We start from the raw sequence: 16,200 nt of genomic DNA, 5'->3' as shown, positions 1-16,200 counted from the left end.
TCCTCGAGGTGCAGCGCCTGATCCGCACGATGCCCAAGGTCGTGATCTGCCTCGTCAACGGGTGGGCCGCGGGCGGCGGGCGTCGAAGTCGTGCGGCCTCCGCAGACCGAGCCCTGGGGACTGACGGAGATGTGGATCGCCGACCCCGACGGCACACGCATCGTCGTGGTCGAGGTTCCGCCCGACCATCCGCAACGCCGTGGCTGATCTGACCGTCCTCCCGGTGCCCAGCGGAGACGCGGTGCTGGGTCTGCTGCCGCGACTGCGCGCCGTGCTCGACGGTACCGCCGAGCCGGTCCTGCCGGTCCCCGCCGACGACGATCGTGAGCGTCGACGTCTCGCCGACGCGCTGTCACCGGGCACTCCCGCGGAGCCGGGTACCGCGATGGTGCTCGCGACGTCCGGGTCGACGGGAACCCCGAAGGGGGCCCTGCTCGGGGCGGCCGCACTCCGGGCCAGCGCCGCCGCCACCCATGCCCGGCTGGGTGGGCCGGGACAGTGGTTGCTCGCGCTGCCGGCCCATCACATCGCCGGGATGCAGGTGGTGCTGCGCTCCCTCGCCGCCGGCCACGAACCCGCGGTGGTGGACGTGTCGACGGGATTCGACCCCGCGCACCTCGTCCGCGCGGTCGCGTCGATGAGCGGGCCCCGGCGCTACACCTCCCTCGTCCCCACCCAGATGGTGAAGGCGCTCGATCGTCCGGACGCCGTCGCGGCGCTCGCGTCCCTCGACGCCGTTCTGCTCGGCGGGGCCGCGACCCCGGCTCCCGTGCTCGACCGCGCACTCGCTGCGGGGATCACCGTGGTCCGCACCTACGGGATGAGCGAGACCTGCGGCGGGTGCGTCTACGACGGCCTTCCCCTGGACGGCGTGACCGTCGGCCTCGAGGCGGACGGCCGGGTGCGCCTCGGCGGACCCACACTGGCGAACGGTTACCGCGGAATGCCTGATCACCCGGCGTTCGCCGAGGCGGGGTGGTTCCGCACCGATGATCTCGGACGCCTGCAGGGCGACCGTCTGCAGATTCTCGGGAGGGCCGACGACGCCATCACCACGGGCGGACTCACCGTCGTACCGCGAGTGGTGGAAGACGCCGTCGCGGGGATCGACGGGGTCTCCGAGTGCGTCGTGGTCGGCGTTCCCGATCCGCGCCTGGGCGAACGGGTGGGCGCACTGGTGGTGCTGCGGCCCGGTGTCGAGCTGTCGCCGGAGTCTCTCCGGGCGGCCGTCGCCGACGCGCTCGGCCCTGCCGCGGCACCCCGGCAGGTGCTGTTCGTGGACGCGCTCCCGGCCCGCGGCCCGGGCAAGGTGGACCGCGCGGCCGCGCGAACGACGCTGGTCGCGTGTAGTCCGACCGAATGACATCTTCCCCCGCACGCCGAGGGGCGAGCCGCCCGAGACCGTGACGGTGAGTAAGGTCCTCCCGGTACATCCGGGTCGGGGGCTTGGTTGTTCGTGGGTTCGGAGGACAGTGACGATGGCGAGGCAGGCGACGGGAGCAGCTCCCGACGCGCACGACGGCTGGATCGTCGTGGAGACACTCGCCGAACCGCCCGACGGCGATGCCGGTCCCGTGGGGACCGTCGTCGCCAAGGACGGTCGGGCGAAGGACTGGACGGCGCTCTCCCGCGCGGTCGGCAGCAAGCGCATCGCGGACGCGGCGCGTGCGATGACCGCGTTCGTCGCGACCAGCGGCGAGGACGCGGCCGAGACCGTGCCGGGACTGAACGGTCCGCTGCGGGCCGTCGCGGTACCGGGTCCCCGGAAGGCCGTCCACGGTGTGATGCTGTACGCCGGTGACGATTCCGACGCACCGCCGCCCCTCGTCGTCGGCTACGACTGGTCCTCGTCACGTCGACAGTTCGCGTTCACGCCCGGCATCGCCGGCGTCACGGGCCGGGAGCCGGCATCGAAGCTCGCCGCACCGGCATTCGAGCTGTTCGACCACGCGGACGACGCCGACAGCGCGATGTATCTCCTCGTCGCTCTGCTCGACGCGGAACCCGGAACCCGCTGGGACGGCACCGTGGCGCTGCGTACCCCGCGCGGTGCCCGGCCCCTGCGCAATGCGGTGCGGACGGTGCTCGACACCTCGTCCGCCGACGACGCCAGCCGGTACGTCGACACCGTGTCGCACGCGTTGGCGATCTCGCTCCGCGCGGACGAACTCGTGGTGGCCGGACCGTCGGTCGAGGCGTTCGCGCTGCGGTCGCTGACGCGCAACTCCCCCACCGCGATCGCACTCATCGACACCGAGCGCGTGCGCGTCGTGCGGTGGCTGACAGATCCGGTGGAGAACATCCTGTGGAAGGGGCAGGTCGATCAGCGCGACACCCCGCACCCCTCGGACATCGCGCGCATCGTGTCGGCCTATCGCCGGATGCACGAGTGGGCGGACCATCGCACCGAGATCCCCGGCGTGCGACTGCGCCGTGTCGACGGCGGGTGGACCGTCGTCGACCTACGGGCGACACGTGTTCCGGGACAACGCTTCCTGATGGTGGAATTCCAACCGGTCGGATTCTCCGACGAGGACGATCCCGTCCCGCCCACCGACACCGGATACCCGGGTCGTGGGCCGCGCAGACGGTCCAGCTGAGCCTCTTCTCGGGCTCGAGCGTGTCAGGTTCGCGGCATACCGCACCGGGCCGCGAGGCAGCGCTCGAGATCCTCGGTGACCGCCCAGGCCGTGTCGAGGTCACCGCCGAGCAGCAGGGACCGCTGACGCAGTGTGAGCGCGCGGATGGCGCGGTCGAGTTCGACGTCCGTCATGGCCGCGACGGCGTCGTCGATCATGGAACTGGTGATGTCGTCCATCGTTCATCCCCGGGGTGCGACAGGTGAACCGATCGAAGGACCGGTTCCGCATTCGTGTGCCACGTTCACGGCCGACGGCGACAAGCCTGTGAGAAACCCCCGAGGTCGAGGGCGCATCCGGAGTGTACGCCGGGAGCGGTGAGCCTCACAACACGACCGCGCGGGGCCGCATCGGCATGCGTAGGCAATGATCCACACATGGCGACAGCATCCCAGTGGCTCGAAGGCGCACGGCCGCGCACACTTCCGAACGCGATCGCACCGGTCGTGGCCGCGGCGGGTGCGGCAGCGGCGGCCGGCGACGTGACGTGGTGGAAGGCCCCGGTGGCACTGCTCGTGTCGGTCGCTCTCATCGTCGGCGTGAACTTCTCCAACGACTACTCCGACGGCATCCGCGGAACCGACGACGACCGCGTCGGACCGATCCGCCTCGTCGGCTCCCGGCTGGCGACGCCGTCGGCCGTCCGCGGCGCGGCCGTGGCGTGCTTCGCACTCGCTGCCGTCGCGGGGCTCGTCCTCGCCCTGACGACGGCCTGGTGGCTGGTTCTCGTCGGTGTCGTGTGCATCGCGGGAGCCTGGTACTACACGGGCGGATCGAAGCCCTACGGCTACAGCGGCCTCGGAGAGATCGCCGTCTTCGTCTTCTTCGGCCTCGTCGCCGTGCTCGGCACCCAGTTCGTGCTCACCGATCGCGTCGACCTCGTAGGACTCGCGTGCGCCGTCGCGATGGGCTGCTTCTCGAGCGCCGTCCTGGTGGCCAACAACATCCGCGACATTCCCACCGACACCGAGGCGGGCAAGCTCACCCTCGCGGTCCGGCTGGGCGACGCCCGGAGCCGCGGTCTGCACGCCGCGCTGCTCGGCGTGCCGTTCCTCGTCAGCCTGCTGCTGCTCCTGCACTCGCCGTGGGCCGTGCTGGGCGTCGTCGCCTTCCCGTTGGCCTGGCGTGCCAACGCCCCCGTCCGCACCCGGCAGCAGGGCCTCGCGCTCATTCCGGCGCTGCGCGACTCGGGTCTCGCGATGCTCGTCTGGGCGGTGGCGACCACCGTCGGCCTGCTGCTCGGATAGTCGCCGCGCGACGGATAATTCCGTTGCCGACGGTCATGATCTCCCTCTACGGTCGTCCCATGGACCCCGTGACCGAACCCGAGATCCGGGCATCGTTCGTCAACTGCTCGAAGGGCGAGGCGAAGCGCATCCCCGTCCCCACCGATCTGGACCGTCGCCCGTGGGACGACCTGGACTTCCTCGGCTGGAGCGACCCCGCGTATCCGGGCCGCAGCTTCCTCGTCGTGCCGACCGCGGATCGGCTCGTCGGAGTCGCCCTGCGTTCGGAGAGCAGTTCGCGCCGGTCTCAGATGTGCAGCATCTGCACCACCGGGCATCAGAACGGCGGTGTCACGCTGATGGTGGCCCGCAAGACCGGTGAGTCCGGCCGCCGCGGCAACACCGTCGGCACCTACCTGTGCTCGGACCTGGCCTGCTCCCTGTACGCGCGGCGGATCAAGACCCCGACGCTGGGACGGCAGTACCGCGACGACACCCCGGTCGAGGAGCGCGTCGGCAAGCTTCGCGAGACCATCACGGCATTCGTGGCGCGGCTGGACTGACCGCGGTCGGCGGCAGCCTCAGCGGCGCGCCGATCGCCGGTCCGGCACCAGTCCACCGAGAACCCAGTTGACGATGGACACGATCACCGCGCCCCAGAAGGCGGCCCCGAAACCGTCGACGGTGAGCCCGTACCCGGTGCTCTCGGTGATGGCGGCGGTGAGCAGCAGCATCAACGCGTTGATCACCAACAGGAACAGCCCGAGGGTCAGCACGATGAGGGGCAGCGACAACAACTGCATGATCGGCTTGACCAAGGCGTTGATCACGGTGAACACGGCGGCGATCCCGATCAGCACCACCAGGTCCCAGCCCTGCCCGCGCCCCGAACTCGCGATCGAGATGCCGTCCACCCAGGACGCCGCCAGCCAGATCGCGAACGCCGTGACGATCAATCTGAGCACCAGAATCATGCGCCCCATGATGGCACGGGTCGCCGCGACGGTGGTGTGTCGCGAGCCGCGCCTCCGGTGGTGTTGCATGAAGGTGTGAGTACCGCGAACCTGACCCGCGCCGAGACCGCCGACCGCGCCCGGGTGGTGTCCGACGTGCGATACGACGTGGCGCTGGACCTGACCGAGGCACGGACCCGAGCCGAGTTCGGCACCGTCACCACCGTGAGCTTCGCGGCCACCGCGTCGTCGACGTGGATGGACTTCCTCGGTGCCGGCGTGGACCGCGTGATCGTCAACGACCACGAACAGGAGGTGCAGTACGACGGTGCGCGGGTGCTGCTGCGTGATCTCGGGAGCCACAACACCGTGCGCATCCACGCCCGCGGCTGGTACAGCCGCACCGGTGAGGGCCTGCACCGATTCGTCGATCCGGCGGACGGCGAGACCTACCTCTACACGCAGTACGAGCCCGCCGACGCGCGGCGCGTCTTCGTGAACTTCGAGCAGCCGGACCTCAAGGGACCGTTCGTCTTCCGGGTGAGCGCACCGGACGAGTGGACGGTGCTGTCGAACGAGCGGGTGGAAGAGACCACCACCGACGACGCAGGGTCGTCCACCCGTGTCTTCGCCGCCACGCAGCCGATCTCCACGTACATCACGGCCGTCGTCGCGGGCCCGTACCACCGCGCCACGTCGGAGTACCGCCGCGGCGACCTCACCATCGAACTCGGCGCGTGGTGCCGTGCGTCGCTCGGCGAGCACCTCGACCACGACGACATCTTCGACGTCACGCGCGCCGGGCTCGACTTCTTCCACGATGCGTTCGAGTTCCCCTACCCCTTCGGGAAGTACGACCAGGTGTTCGTGCCCGAGTACAACCTCGGCGCCATGGAGAACCCCGGCTGCGTCACGTTCACGGAGTCGTACGTGTTCCGCAGCGCGGCCACCCGAGCGCAGTACGCACGGCGCGCGAACACGATCCTGCACGAGATGGCGCACATGTGGTTCGGCGATCTGGTGACCATGCAGTGGTGGGACGACCTGTGGCTCAAGGAGTCCCTCGCCGACTACCTGGGCGCGTACGCCTCGGTCGCGGCCACCCGGTTCACCGACGCGTGGGTGTCGTTCGCCCTGCGCCGCAAGGCCTGGGCCTATTCGCAGGACCAGCTCCCGACCACCCACCCCGTCGTCGCCGACATCGTCGACCTCGAGGCGGCCAAGCTCAACTTCGACGGCATCACCTACGCCAAGGGCGCCAGCGTGATCAAACAACTCGGGGCCTTCGTCGGTGACGAGGCCTTCTTCGAGGGCGCCCGCGCGTACTTCCGCGCTCGAGCCTTCGGGACGGCCACCCTGCGCGACCTGCTCGACGCCCTGGCCGCACCGGCCGGTCGGTCGCTCGACGACTGGTCGGCCGCCTGGCTCGAGACCACCGGCGTGTCGACCGTGCTGTACGACCGCACCAGAGGTGTTCTCACGCAGACGGATCCGCGTCCTCAGCGGTTGGACATCGCGTGCCTGTCGCCGGACGAGAACGGCCACCTCGTCGATGCGGAACCGATCTCGGTGCACATCACCGACGCGGAGACCCCGCTCGCACTGCCCGACGCCGCGGTGATCCTGCCGAACGACGGCGATCTCACGTACGCGAAGGTGCGCCTGGACGCGCGGTCGATGGAGGCGACGATGCAGTCGCTGGACCGCATCCCCGACGACCTGCGCCGCGCGCTGGTGTGGTCCTCCTGGTGGAACGCGACGCGTGATGCCGAACTGCCTGCGCAGACGTACGTCGATCTCGCCGTCCGCTTCGCACCCACCGAGTCGCATCCGGCCGTGCTCGGATCGATTCTCGCGGACACCGCGGTCGCGGTGGAGCACTACGCCGCGGACCGGGACGGTGTCCGGCAGCGGTGGACCGCGACGGCGGCCGAGCAGCTCGCCGGGGCGCCGGCCGGGTCGGACGCGCAGCTCGAGTGGTTCCGGGCGTTCTCCGCCGCGGCGTCACACGACCCGTCGCACGCCGGAAGGGTGCGCGCGTTGCTCTCCGGCGAGGACTCCGTCGACGGTCTCGAACTGGACGCCGAGCAGCGCTGGGGCCTGTGGTTCGCCCTGTCGGCGACCGGTCACACCGACGAGGCCGAGCTGGCGACGGTGCTCGAGTCCGACCGCACGGGGGCCGGTGAGGTGCAGTACGCCGCCGCGGTGGCGGCGCAGCCCGTCGCGTCGGTGAAGGAGGCGACCTGGGCCGCCCTGACCGGTTCGGACGCCCTGAGCAACGAGCGGGTGGGGGCGCTGATCCGCGGCTTCACCGCCGGACCGTCACGCACGCTGATCGAGCGCTTCGACGAGCAGTACTACGCCCTGCTGGAGACCTTCTGGCGGGAGCGGAGCATCGAGATCGCTCGACGACTCGTCATCGGGCTCTTCCCGTCGGCCGCCCACAGCGAGGACGCCGATCGCTGGCTCTCGGGTCACCCGGACGTACCCGCGGCTCTGCGACGGTGCGTGATAGAGCAGCGCGACCACCTGGCCCGCGCACTCGCCGCACGGTCACTCTCCGCGCAGGCGTGAGTGCAGATCCTCGCGGTCGCGGCGACGCTTCTCGTCGACGGCGGCGATGTCCTCGTTGACGCGTCGGCGCAGTCCCTTGAAGAGCACGAGCGACAGGGGGAACGCGACGACCAGGGCGAACACCATGGCGATCAGCAGCGGCACGGTCACCCCGACCAGCGCGGCACCGAAGTAGATGACGGCCGCGACCACAGCGATGAGACCGAGCCGGGCGGCGGTGTAGAGGCCGAGATCGCGGACCAGTCGGCCCTTCGCCGACCCGCTCGGGGTGCTGCCGGTGGGGATGGGATCGGTCATGGACACAGATTACCGGAGCCGTTCGACGTATCCGATTTGTCCATTACCTCCCCTTTACCAACATTAGAAGAGTCGAGTACCCGGGGGTCTCGGTGCCACCATGGGCAACGGATGCGGACATACAGCCGCATTCGACCGAGATGAAGACTGTGTCCCTGGAGGATCGCGATGAGTGCACCGGCTTACACCCCCACGCAGGAGAACCTGCTCACCCCCGGCCAGGTGGCCGCACTCTTCCATGTCGATCCGAAGACCGTCACGCGCTGGGCCCACGCCGGCCGGCTCGGATCGCTCCGCACTCCCGGCGGCCACCGTCGCTTCCGCGAGTCCGAGGTCATGCAGCTCCTGACCTCGCTCACCACCGAGGCGCACCGCTGATCACGCGTCACCCCTAGAGCGCCACCCACTCGTCACCGAGTCGACCATCGGTCGCCACTCGCGGTGTTCGTGCCGGACACCAGTGCGTGCGAGCAGATTCTCAGGATCTTGCGAGCTCGACTCGAGTGCCCCGGCGCTCCGCCACGACTACGCTCGGTAGTGGAGGTGCGTGATGATCTATGTTCTGGCTCTGATCGGGCTCGTGGTCGTGATCGTGCTCCTCTGGAAGTCTTTCGGCCCCGAGACCGGGGCACCCAGAGGACGCGTCACCGGACCGGACGACGACCCGGAGTTCCTGTGGAAGATCAGGAACAACCCTGCACGTGATCGTGGCAACGGTCCCGAGCGTCCCGATGCGGGAACGCCCGGTTCCGTCGACTGAGTCCCGTCACGCGGTGCGGTGCAGCGGACGACCGTCACCGCGTGACGTGGGGCGGGAACTCGGCGGTCATCGCTGCTGCCGTCTCGAGAAGCGCCGTGCGCGTCGCCGGCGCGAGAGCGTCGAGGTCGACCTCCGCCCCCTGAGCGAGATGGTCGTCGTACGGGATCACCCGCACGGCGCGACATCGCTGACCGAAGTGGTCGACGATCTTCGAGACGTCGATGACCTTCGACCCGGGCCGCACCATGTTGACCACTGTCAACGACTGCTCCACCAGATGCCGGTAGCCGTGCGCGTCGAGCCAGTCCATCGTCGCCGATGCACTCCGCGCACCGTCCACCGATCCGCTGCTCACGATCACCAGCCCGTCGGCGCTGCGCAGGATCGCCCGCATCGCCGAGTGCAGAAGTCCCGTTCCGCAGTCGGTCAGCACGATGTTGTAGAACCGCTCCAGCACGGCCACCGTGGTCTCGTAGTCGTACGCGTCGAACGCCTCCGACATGGCCGGATCGGACTCCGACGCCAGCACTTCGAGCCGATGGTGATTCTGGGACGTGAAGTCGCGGACAGCGCTGTACTTGTCGATGTCGCGGGCGTCCTTCAGCAGGTCACGCACCGTCTTCTCGGTCTCCAGCGGAACTCGGGAGCTCAGCGTTCCGCGGTCGGGGTTCGCGTCCACGGCGATCACGCGGTCGCCCCGGACCGACGAGAACGTCGATCCCAGCGCCGCCGCCACCGTGGTCTTCCCGACGCCGCCCTTGAGGCTCAGGATCGCGATGCGATGACACCCGTGCAACGGGTTGCCGACCTGACGGATCAAGGCGAGCCGCCGCTGCTCCTTGGCACTGTTGCCCACGTTCACCCGGCCACCGGTGACGTCGAAGAGCGTGCGGCGCCAGCCGCCCGTCGGTGGGGGCGGCGAGGTCCGCAGCAGCCGTGACGTCGAGAGGTCGTGCGCCGTGGGCGGTTGCATCGGCGAGGCAGGCACCTGCTGGATCGCCGGATCCGTCGGCGTCGACGCGGACGGGATCCGCCCGTCGTCCTGCGGGCCGGGCGACCACCCGTCCCAACGATCGTCCGTCACCGATTCCCCCCGGCGGTCATGTCGAGCCGACGGTCAGTTCAGACCCGCGTACGAGTGCAGACCGGAGACGACCATGTTGATGATGAAGAGATTGAACAGCATGGCGACGAAGCCCGCGACGTTGATCCACGCCGCGCGGGTGTTCCGCCAGCCCGACGTCGCCCGTGCGTGCAGGTACGCCGCGTAGACGACCCACGCGATGAAGGACACCGTCTCCTTGGGATCCCAGCCCCAGAAACGTCCCCACGCGGCCTCGGCCCAGATCGCACCGAGGATGACGCCGGCGCCGAACAGCGGGAAGCCGATGATCGTGGTCTTGTAGGCCAGGCGGTCGAGCGTGCGGGCGTCCGGAAGACGCTGGGCGAACCGGGCGAGTGCACCCGTGTTCGCGCCGTCCTCCGTGGCGGGGAAGCGCATCCGCAGCAGGAACAGCAGCGACGCGACGCCGGCCACCAGGAAGATTCCGCTGCCGATGCTGACGATGGTCACGTGGATCGGCAACCAGTACGAGCGCAGGGCCGGGACCACGGGGGCCGCGTCGGCGTAGAGGACCGTCGCCGCGAGGAACATCAGGATCATGACCGGGACGACCACGAAGATCAGCGTCGGGCGCATCTTCCGCAGCGCGATGATCGAGGTCGCCGTCGCGGCGGCCGTGGCCATCGTCACGAACTCGTACATGTTGCCGAGCGGGAACCGGTCGGTGGCGAATCCGCGCAGCACGATCGACGTGACCGTGAGCAGCAGACCGAGCACCACCAGCGCGTAGCCCATGCCGCCGAAGCGCTCGGACGCGGGACGCCGGGGCGCCTCCTCGATCCGACCGGGACCGGTGGGCCGCACGGGCGCCTTGCCCGCCGCGACGAGCTGCCGCTCGGACTTCTGCTCCGCAGCCGTGACGGTCTGCGTGGCGTACTGGGCGATGAGGAACACCGCCGCGAGCAGGTAGACACCGAACGCCGACCGGAAGGACCAGTCGCTGAACTGCGCGAGTGTGGCGTCGATCGGCATGGTCACTCCCTGTTGTTCGAGGTCGGTACGTCATCGGCGTCGGGTCGGTCGAGCACCCGCGCGGTGAGGCGGTCGAACTCGTCACCCCAGCCGGCCTGATCGGTCCGGGCGAGTCCGCCCACTTCTACTACGGTACGTCGTCGGTCGTCGTCCGTGCTCACGCGGACCCAGATGCGACGGCGCTTGATCACCAGGGACACCAGCAGACCGGCCATCATCGACAGCGCGAACACCAGCACCCACGTCTGCGCGGGGTCGTGCGAGACCTGCAGGTTGACGAATTCCTCGGCACCGTCGAATCGCACCTGCGTGCCGTCGGACAGCGTCGTCGACTCCCCCGGTGTCAGGTTGACGCGATCCTGCTTCACCAGCCGGCCCTGCTCCACCAGCACCTGGCTCAGCGAGAACAGCGACTGTGGATTACCGGTGTCGAGGCCGGTGTCGCCCTTGTAGATGTCGACGGCCACCGCCGGATCGTTCGGGGCGGGGAAGCTCGACGACAACAGCGAGCCGTGGAAGAACGCGGTGGGCGCGAACAGCCCCTCGATGGCGATCTGGTTCTGGCGGCGGACATCGGGATCCGGGTACAGACCGCCGGGCGGATCGAAGCGGTGCACTCCGCTGGAGAGGAACGTGGTGCCGTCCGTGGGCTCCCACTGGACCGTCTCGGTACGGGTCTCTCCGTTGGGGAACGTCACCGTGAACGTCGGCGCGTATCCGTGTCCCTGCAGGTAGACGCGGTCACCGGCGACCCGCAGCGGATGGTTGACCTGCAGGGTGTCCGGGCGCCAGGTGTTCGTGACCAGGTCGTCGCCGGCCTGGTACTCGATGTCGGACGTGAACTGCTCTGCCTGCCCGTTCTCGAGGTAGTCGGCCGTGAAATTCTTCACCCGCACGCAGAGCGGGGTCATGCCCGTGCCGTCCTCGCTGTTGCCGGCGCGGAACGAATCGAACTGGGCGGGCGAGGTGGTGCAGATGCCCGGGCCGTCGTTGGCGATGACGACGACGTTGCCCTCGTAGCTGAAGAGCTTCCCGACGGCGATGGCCACGAGCAGACCGACGAGCGACAGGTGGAACACCAGGTTGCCCGCCTCGCGCAGGTACCCCTTCTCCGCGGACAGCGTCAAGGCGCCGCTCTCCTCGGTGCGCCGCATCTTCCGCCAGCCGCGCATCCGGCCGTCGATCTCGTCGAGGAGAACGTCGGGTGCCGTGTCGACCTCGGTGCGCAGGTGGTGGGGCAGCCGCCCCAGGTTGCGCGGGGTGGCGACCGGCGGAGTGCGCAACGCGCGGGCGTGGTCGACGCAGCGCGGCAGGATGCAGCCGACGAGCGAGACGAACAGCAGGACGTAGATCGCCGTGAACCAGAAGCTGCCGAAGACGTCGAACAACTCCAGCCGGTCCATGACGGGCCCGAGGGACGGGCGGTCCGCGATGTACTGGTCCACCTTCCCCGAGTTGAGGCTGCGCTGCGGCAGCAGCGCGCCCGGGATCGCGGCCAGGGCGAGGAGGAACAGGAGCACGAGTGCCGTGCGCATCGAGGTCAGGCCGCGCCAGGTGTTCCGGACTCCGGCGACGACGCGCCCCGCCGGAGACTGCCGCGGAGGGCGTGCCTCGGCGTCCGGGCGGGCCGACAGGTCAGTGCTCATATCTCTTTCTCGTCCACTAGATCGGCAGGGTCACGCTGGTCACCGCTCCGTCGCGGATCCAGCTGACGAACAGGTCCCAGGCGCCGGTCACCAGGGCGATGCCGACAGCCACCAGCATCAGACCGCCGAACACCTGGATGGCACGGGCGTTGCGGCGCAGCCACCCGACCCCGCGCAACGCGCTGACGGAGCCGAAGGCCAGAACGACGAAGGGCAATCCCAGTCCCAGGCAGTAGGCGACGATCAGCACCACACCGCGCGCCGCGGTGGTGCCCTCGGTGCCGGCTGTCAGCGAGATGACGCCCGCCAGCGTGGGTCCGAGACACGGGGTCCATCCGAGCGCGAACACGCCACCGAGCAGCGGTGCCCCGAGGATGCTGCCGACGCGGCGCGGTTCGAAGCGCGTGTCGCGCTGCAGGGCGGGGATCAGACCGAGGAAGACGAGACCCATCGCGATGGTGACGACGCCGCCCACACGCTGCAGGATCTCGCGGTTCACCGACAGCACGGAGATGGCGCCGAAGACCGAGGCCGTGGCCAGGACGAACACCACGGTGAATCCGAGAACGAAGAGGGCCGCGGCACCGGCGACGCGGCTGCGACCCCGCACCAGAGTCTTGGTGGCCGCCTCGTCGGCGGTGACGGACGGGGAGTCCGCTCCGACGACTCCGGCCAGGTAGGACAGGTAACCCGGAACCAGGGGGACGACGCAGGGCGATGCGAAGGACACCAGACCGGCGAGCAGGCAGGCGCCGAGAGCCAGGAACAGCGGCCCCGACGCGGCAGCCGACTGGAACGCCTCACCCATCGGACACGTCGAGTGGCTCGGCTGCGATGCGCTCGACCACGGGCTGCAGGTCGCTCGCGAGAAGCTCCGTCAGGAACACCGCGGCGACGCGGTGCTCACGGTCGAGCACGATCGTGGTCGGGATGACGGTGGTCGGGTAGTTCGATCCGAGAGCGAGGAGGGTGCGCAGCGGCGGGTCGTAGATGGACGGGTACGTCACGTTGTTGTCTATGACGAAGTCCTGCGCCTTGTCCTGCTGGTTGTCGCGCACGTTGATGCCCAGGAACTGCACACCCTGGTCCTTCGTCGCCTCGAAGACCTGCTCGAGATCGTCGGCCTCACCGCGGCAGGGGCCACACCACTGACCCCAGATGTTGAGGACGACGACCTGGCCCTCGTAGTCGGACAGCGACGTCGTCGTGCCCTCGGTCATGAGGTCGGGTCCGGAGAGGTTCCCCACGGTGCCGCGGTCGGCGGGCGGGTCGTAGAAGATCGACGTCTTGCCGCCGGGTGAGACGAACTCGAAGGTCCCACCCTGTGCCACGGCGTCGGTACCCGTGGCGCACCCGGTGAGAACGGTGGCGGCCACGAGCAGCGGCGCGAGCAGGCGGGCGGGTCTCATGCGCCGGTCTGGAGGGGGTCCGACGCCCCTGCGGGCTCGGAGTAGACGATGTCGACGAGGGTGTCGCCCTCGTAGATCAGCGAGGTGAGCGACGCGAGGCCGCACTGGCGGTTGCGGGGGTCGTGCCACAACCGGTCGCCCTGCAGGAAGCGACGCAGGGTCCACACGGGCAGCTGATGACTCACGCACACGGCCTCGTGGCCCACGGCCGCGACGCGAGCCGCGTTGACGGCGGCCAACATCCGGTGTGCGATCTGCAGGTAGGGCTCGCCCCACGAGGGGGTGAACGGGTCACGCAGCTTGAGCCAGTGGCGGGGCCGGCGCAGCGCACCGTCTCCGACGGCGACCTTCAGACCCTCGAAGTCGTTCCCGGCCTCGATGAGGTTCTCGTCCGTCTCGATGGTGAGCCCGAACGCCGACGCGATGGGCGCCGCCGTCTCCTGCGCGCGTTGCAGCGGGGAGGCGACGACGTGCGTGACGTCGTGCCCGGCGAGCACGTTCGCCACCGTGCGCGCCTGGGCCTGACCGTTCACCGACAACCGGAAGTTCGGGAGGCGCCCGTAGAGGATGCCCTTGGGGTTGTGCACCTCGCCGTGCCGCATCACGTGCACGATCGTGCGGGTGTCGGCGTGCGGGTGCCCGGAAGTGTCGATACCGGACGCGTCGCTGTTTGTCGGGTCGGTCGGGGACGACTCGGTCATGACGGTGCTTTCTGCTCGGCAGCGGCTGCTGCGGCGGCGGCATGGGGAGCGGCCGCCTCGATGATCTCGAACGCGCGGTCGTCGAGCGCCGCGGAGACGAACCAGGCCTCGAACGCGCTCGGCGGCGGGTACACGCCGCGGCTCAGGAGCGCGTGGAAGAAGGCGGGGAAACGCCAGGTGGCGGCCGCCTTGGCGCCCGCGTAGTCGATCACCGGTTGCTCGGAGAAGAAGACGCTGACCATGTTGGCGGCGTACTGCACGCGGTGCGGGACGCCCGCCGCGGTGAGCGCGTCACCGAGGATGCCGCCCAGACGGGTGGAGTTCGCGTCGAGTGCCGCGTAGACGTCGGCGTCCGCCGCGCGCAGCGTCGCCAGACCGGCGGCGACCGCGACGGGGTTACCCGACAGGGTGCCGGCCTGGTAGACGGGGCCCGCGGGGGCGAGGTAGCTCATGATGTCGGACCGGCCACCGAACGCGGCCGCGGGGAGGCCGCCGCTCATGACCTTGCCGAAGGTGTAGAGGTCACCGGCGATGCCTTCGACGCCGTACCACCCCGACGCGCTGACGCGGAAGCCTGTCATGACCTCGTCCATGATCAGCAGTGCGTCGTGCGCACGGGTCAGACGCTGCAGACCCTCGTTGAAGCCGGGCTGCGGCACCACCGCACCCATGTTGCCCGCCGCGGCCTCGGTGATGACGCACGCGATCTGCCCCGGGTGGTCGGCGAACGCCTTCGCTACCGCATCGAGGTCGTTGTAGGGAACGACGATGGTGTCGGCCGCCTGCGCACCCGTCACGCCGGGCGACGTCGGCAGCCCGAGGGTGGCGACGCCCGAGCCGGCGTCGGCGAGCAGGGCGTCGACATGGCCGTGGTAGCAGCCGGAGAACTTGACGATCTTGCTGCGACCGGTGAACCCGCGGGCCAGACGCACCGCACTCATGGTCGCCTCTGTGCCCGAATTCACCAGGCGCACCTCGTCGACGGGATCGACGCGGCGCACGATCTCCTCCGCCAACTCGATCTCACCGAGCGTGGGAGCGCCGAAGGACAGTCCCGTGGAGGCCGCCTTCTGCACCGCCTCGACCACGGCCGGGTGGGCATGACCGAGAATCATCGGTCCCCACGAGGAGATGAGGTCGACGTAGTTGTTGCCGTCGGCGTCGCGCAGGGTGTATCCGCTGGCCTCGGCCATGAACCGCGGGGTTCCGCCCACGGAGTGGAAGGCCCGCACGGGCGAGTTCACGCCACCGGGGATGACGGCGGACGCGCGTGCGAAGAGTTCTGCGGATCGGGCGGTGGGGACGCCGGTGTCGGTTCCGCTCGAAGGAGTCACGCCCTCCAGTGTTTCACAGGACGCGGAGTGCTCTTTCTGATAAGGAGCAGTCTCACACCGGCTGTCTCACGCCTCGATCAGGAGCTGCATCCAGGTCAGGTCGAGCCACCGCCCGAACTTGACGCCGACCTGCGGCATGACACCCACCACCGTGAAGCCGAACTTCGCGTGCAGGGCGATCGAGGTGGTGTTCGAGGACTCGATTCCCGCGACGATCGCGTGGACGTCCCCACGGCGGGCGCGCTCGATCAGTTCCGCCATCAACGCGGTCGCGACGCCGCGCCGATGGAAGCCGTCGGCGACGTACACGGAGTTCTCGACGGTGTGCCGGTAGCCGGACTTCGGACGGAACGGCCCGTAGGACGCGTAGCCCGCGACCCGCCCGTCGATCTCGGCGGTGAGGATCGGCAGGCCGGCGCCGGTGCGCTGGTCGAACCAGGCCTGCCGGTCCGCGAGTCCCACCTGCTCCTCGTCCCAGATCGCGGTCGTGTCCGCGATGGCGGCGTTGTGCACGGTGAGGATCTCGGGCAGGTCGGCGGGCACGGCGTCGCGAATCAGCACAGCGA

19 protein-coding genes are annotated in these 16,200 nt (G+C 69.7%); 8 read left to right on the top strand and 11 right to left on the bottom strand.

The annotated features are described in order from the left end of the window. Window positions 1-90: 90 nt before the first annotated feature. The 3 genes from HQ312_RS06185 to HQ312_RS06175 all read left to right on the top strand — a co-directional run bounded on the left by HQ312_RS06185 (window position 91) and on the right by HQ312_RS06175 (window position 2,600). Entirely contained in the window at window positions 91-207 is a 117-nt protein-coding gene (locus HQ312_RS06185; RefSeq protein ID WP_374198277.1) for a hypothetical protein, read from the top strand. Continuing rightward, entirely contained in the window at window positions 200-1,363 is a 1,164-nt protein-coding gene (gene menE, locus HQ312_RS06180; RefSeq protein WP_222638086.1) for an o-succinylbenzoate--CoA ligase, read from the top strand. The genes HQ312_RS06185 and menE overlap by 8 nt, the downstream gene beginning before the upstream one ends. 115 nt (window positions 1,364-1,478) lie before the next feature. Further along, on the top strand, window positions 1,479-2,600 hold the full coding sequence (locus HQ312_RS06175) for a GAF domain-containing protein (RefSeq protein WP_222638085.1): 1,122 nt from the start codon (window positions 1,479-1,481) through the stop codon (window positions 2,598-2,600). A gap of 23 nt (window positions 2,601-2,623) precedes the next feature. On the opposite strand, the gene HQ312_RS06170 is transcribed toward HQ312_RS06175, so the two are convergent. Then, window positions 2,624-2,818 (bottom strand): hypothetical protein, encoded by a 195-nt coding sequence (locus tag HQ312_RS06170; RefSeq protein ID WP_222638084.1) that lies wholly within the window; start codon window positions 2,816-2,818, stop codon window positions 2,624-2,626. Between the two features lie 198 nt (window positions 2,819-3,016). Here HQ312_RS06170 and HQ312_RS06165 point away from each other — a divergent pair, with 198 nt between their 5' ends. Together HQ312_RS06165 and HQ312_RS06160 are read left to right on the top strand one after the other, a co-directional pair. After that, on the top strand, window positions 3,017-3,886 hold the full coding sequence (locus HQ312_RS06165; RefSeq protein ID WP_027504531.1) for a 1,4-dihydroxy-2-naphthoate polyprenyltransferase: 870 nt from the start codon (window positions 3,017-3,019) through the stop codon (window positions 3,884-3,886). Window positions 3,887-3,945: 59 nt separating this feature from the next. Further along, window positions 3,946-4,428 (top strand): FBP domain-containing protein, encoded by a 483-nt coding sequence (locus HQ312_RS06160; RefSeq protein ID WP_027504530.1) that lies wholly within the window; start codon window positions 3,946-3,948, stop codon window positions 4,426-4,428. An 18-nt stretch (window positions 4,429-4,446) separates the two neighbouring features. On the opposite strand, the gene HQ312_RS06155 is transcribed toward HQ312_RS06160, so the two are convergent. Continuing rightward, window positions 4,447-4,839 carry a phage holin family protein gene (locus tag HQ312_RS06155; RefSeq protein ID WP_222638120.1) on the bottom strand — a complete coding sequence of 131 codons (393 nt, stop codon included), beginning with the start codon at window positions 4,837-4,839 and terminating at the stop codon, window positions 4,447-4,449. A 75-nt stretch (window positions 4,840-4,914) separates the two neighbouring features. On the opposite strand from HQ312_RS06155, the gene pepN reads away from it, so the two are divergent. Continuing rightward, complete coding sequence (pepN, locus tag HQ312_RS06150; protein WP_222638083.1) at window positions 4,915-7,392, top strand: aminopeptidase N; 2,478 nt, start codon at window positions 4,915-4,917, stop codon at window positions 7,390-7,392. Here pepN and HQ312_RS06145 read toward each other — a convergent pair. After that, window positions 7,372-7,689: a DUF4229 domain-containing protein gene (locus HQ312_RS06145; protein ID WP_027504527.1), complete on the bottom strand. Its 318-nt coding sequence runs from the start codon at window positions 7,687-7,689 to the stop codon at window positions 7,372-7,374. The genes pepN and HQ312_RS06145 overlap by 21 nt on opposite strands. A gap of 168 nt (window positions 7,690-7,857) precedes the next feature. Between HQ312_RS06145 and HQ312_RS06140 the strand changes: the two genes are divergently transcribed. Both HQ312_RS06140 and HQ312_RS06135 read left to right on the top strand, forming a co-directional pair. Beyond that, window positions 7,858-8,067: a BldC family transcriptional regulator gene (locus HQ312_RS06140; protein ID WP_042574081.1), complete on the top strand. Its 210-nt coding sequence runs from the start codon at window positions 7,858-7,860 to the stop codon at window positions 8,065-8,067. A 172-nt stretch (window positions 8,068-8,239) separates the two neighbouring features. After that, window positions 8,240-8,449, top strand: coding sequence for a hypothetical protein (locus HQ312_RS06135; RefSeq protein ID WP_027504525.1), 210 nt, complete (start codon window positions 8,240-8,242; stop codon window positions 8,447-8,449). Window positions 8,450-8,483: 34 nt separating this feature from the next. Here the strand turns inward: HQ312_RS06135 and HQ312_RS06130 are convergent, their stop codons facing one another. From HQ312_RS06130 to HQ312_RS06095, 8 genes are all read right to left on the bottom strand, one after another. Next, the gene (locus HQ312_RS06130) at window positions 8,484-9,533 is read right to left on the bottom strand and encodes a MinD/ParA family protein (protein ID WP_051613086.1); all 1,050 of its coding nucleotides are present in this window, start codon (window positions 9,531-9,533) and stop codon (window positions 8,484-8,486) included. 33 nt (window positions 9,534-9,566) lie between these two features. Further along, window positions 9,567-10,544 carry a c-type cytochrome biogenesis protein CcsB gene (gene ccsB / locus HQ312_RS06125; RefSeq protein WP_222638082.1) on the bottom strand — a complete coding sequence of 326 codons (978 nt, stop codon included), beginning with the start codon at window positions 10,542-10,544 and terminating at the stop codon, window positions 9,567-9,569. Between the two features lie 2 nt (window positions 10,545-10,546). Further along, window positions 10,547-12,190 carry a cytochrome c biogenesis protein ResB gene (locus HQ312_RS06120; RefSeq protein WP_222638081.1) on the bottom strand — a complete coding sequence of 548 codons (1,644 nt, stop codon included), beginning with the start codon at window positions 12,188-12,190 and terminating at the stop codon, window positions 10,547-10,549. 16 nt (window positions 12,191-12,206) lie between these two features. Further along, the gene (locus tag HQ312_RS06115) at window positions 12,207-12,998 is read right to left on the bottom strand and encodes a cytochrome c biogenesis CcdA family protein (protein WP_027504522.1); all 792 of its coding nucleotides are present in this window, start codon (window positions 12,996-12,998) and stop codon (window positions 12,207-12,209) included. After that, window positions 12,991-13,599 (bottom strand): TlpA disulfide reductase family protein, encoded by a 609-nt coding sequence (locus HQ312_RS06110; protein ID WP_222638080.1) that lies wholly within the window; start codon window positions 13,597-13,599, stop codon window positions 12,991-12,993. The genes HQ312_RS06115 and HQ312_RS06110 overlap by 8 nt, the downstream gene beginning before the upstream one ends. Further along, complete coding sequence (locus tag HQ312_RS06105; protein WP_051613157.1) at window positions 13,596-14,201, bottom strand: histidine phosphatase family protein; 606 nt, start codon at window positions 14,199-14,201, stop codon at window positions 13,596-13,598. Before HQ312_RS06105 ends, HQ312_RS06110 begins: the two co-directional genes overlap by 4 nt. 95 nt (window positions 14,202-14,296) lie before the next feature. Continuing rightward, window positions 14,297-15,634, bottom strand: a complete 1,338-nt coding sequence (hemL, locus tag HQ312_RS06100; RefSeq protein ID WP_222638079.1) for a glutamate-1-semialdehyde 2,1-aminomutase — start codon at window positions 15,632-15,634, stop codon at window positions 14,297-14,299. Between the two features lie 66 nt (window positions 15,635-15,700). Continuing rightward, a complete protein-coding gene (locus HQ312_RS06095; protein ID WP_056441643.1) occupies window positions 15,701-16,195 on the bottom strand; it encodes a GNAT family N-acetyltransferase in 495 nt (164 codons plus the stop codon). Window positions 16,196-16,200 lie beyond the last annotated feature (5 nt).

It is taken from the genome of Rhodococcus sp. BP-316, from assembly GCF_019836105.1.
In the GTDB taxonomy this organism is placed as follows: domain Bacteria; phylum Actinomycetota; class Actinomycetes; order Mycobacteriales; family Mycobacteriaceae; genus Rhodococcoides.
This window is presented reverse-complemented; position numbering and strand designations above follow the sequence as displayed.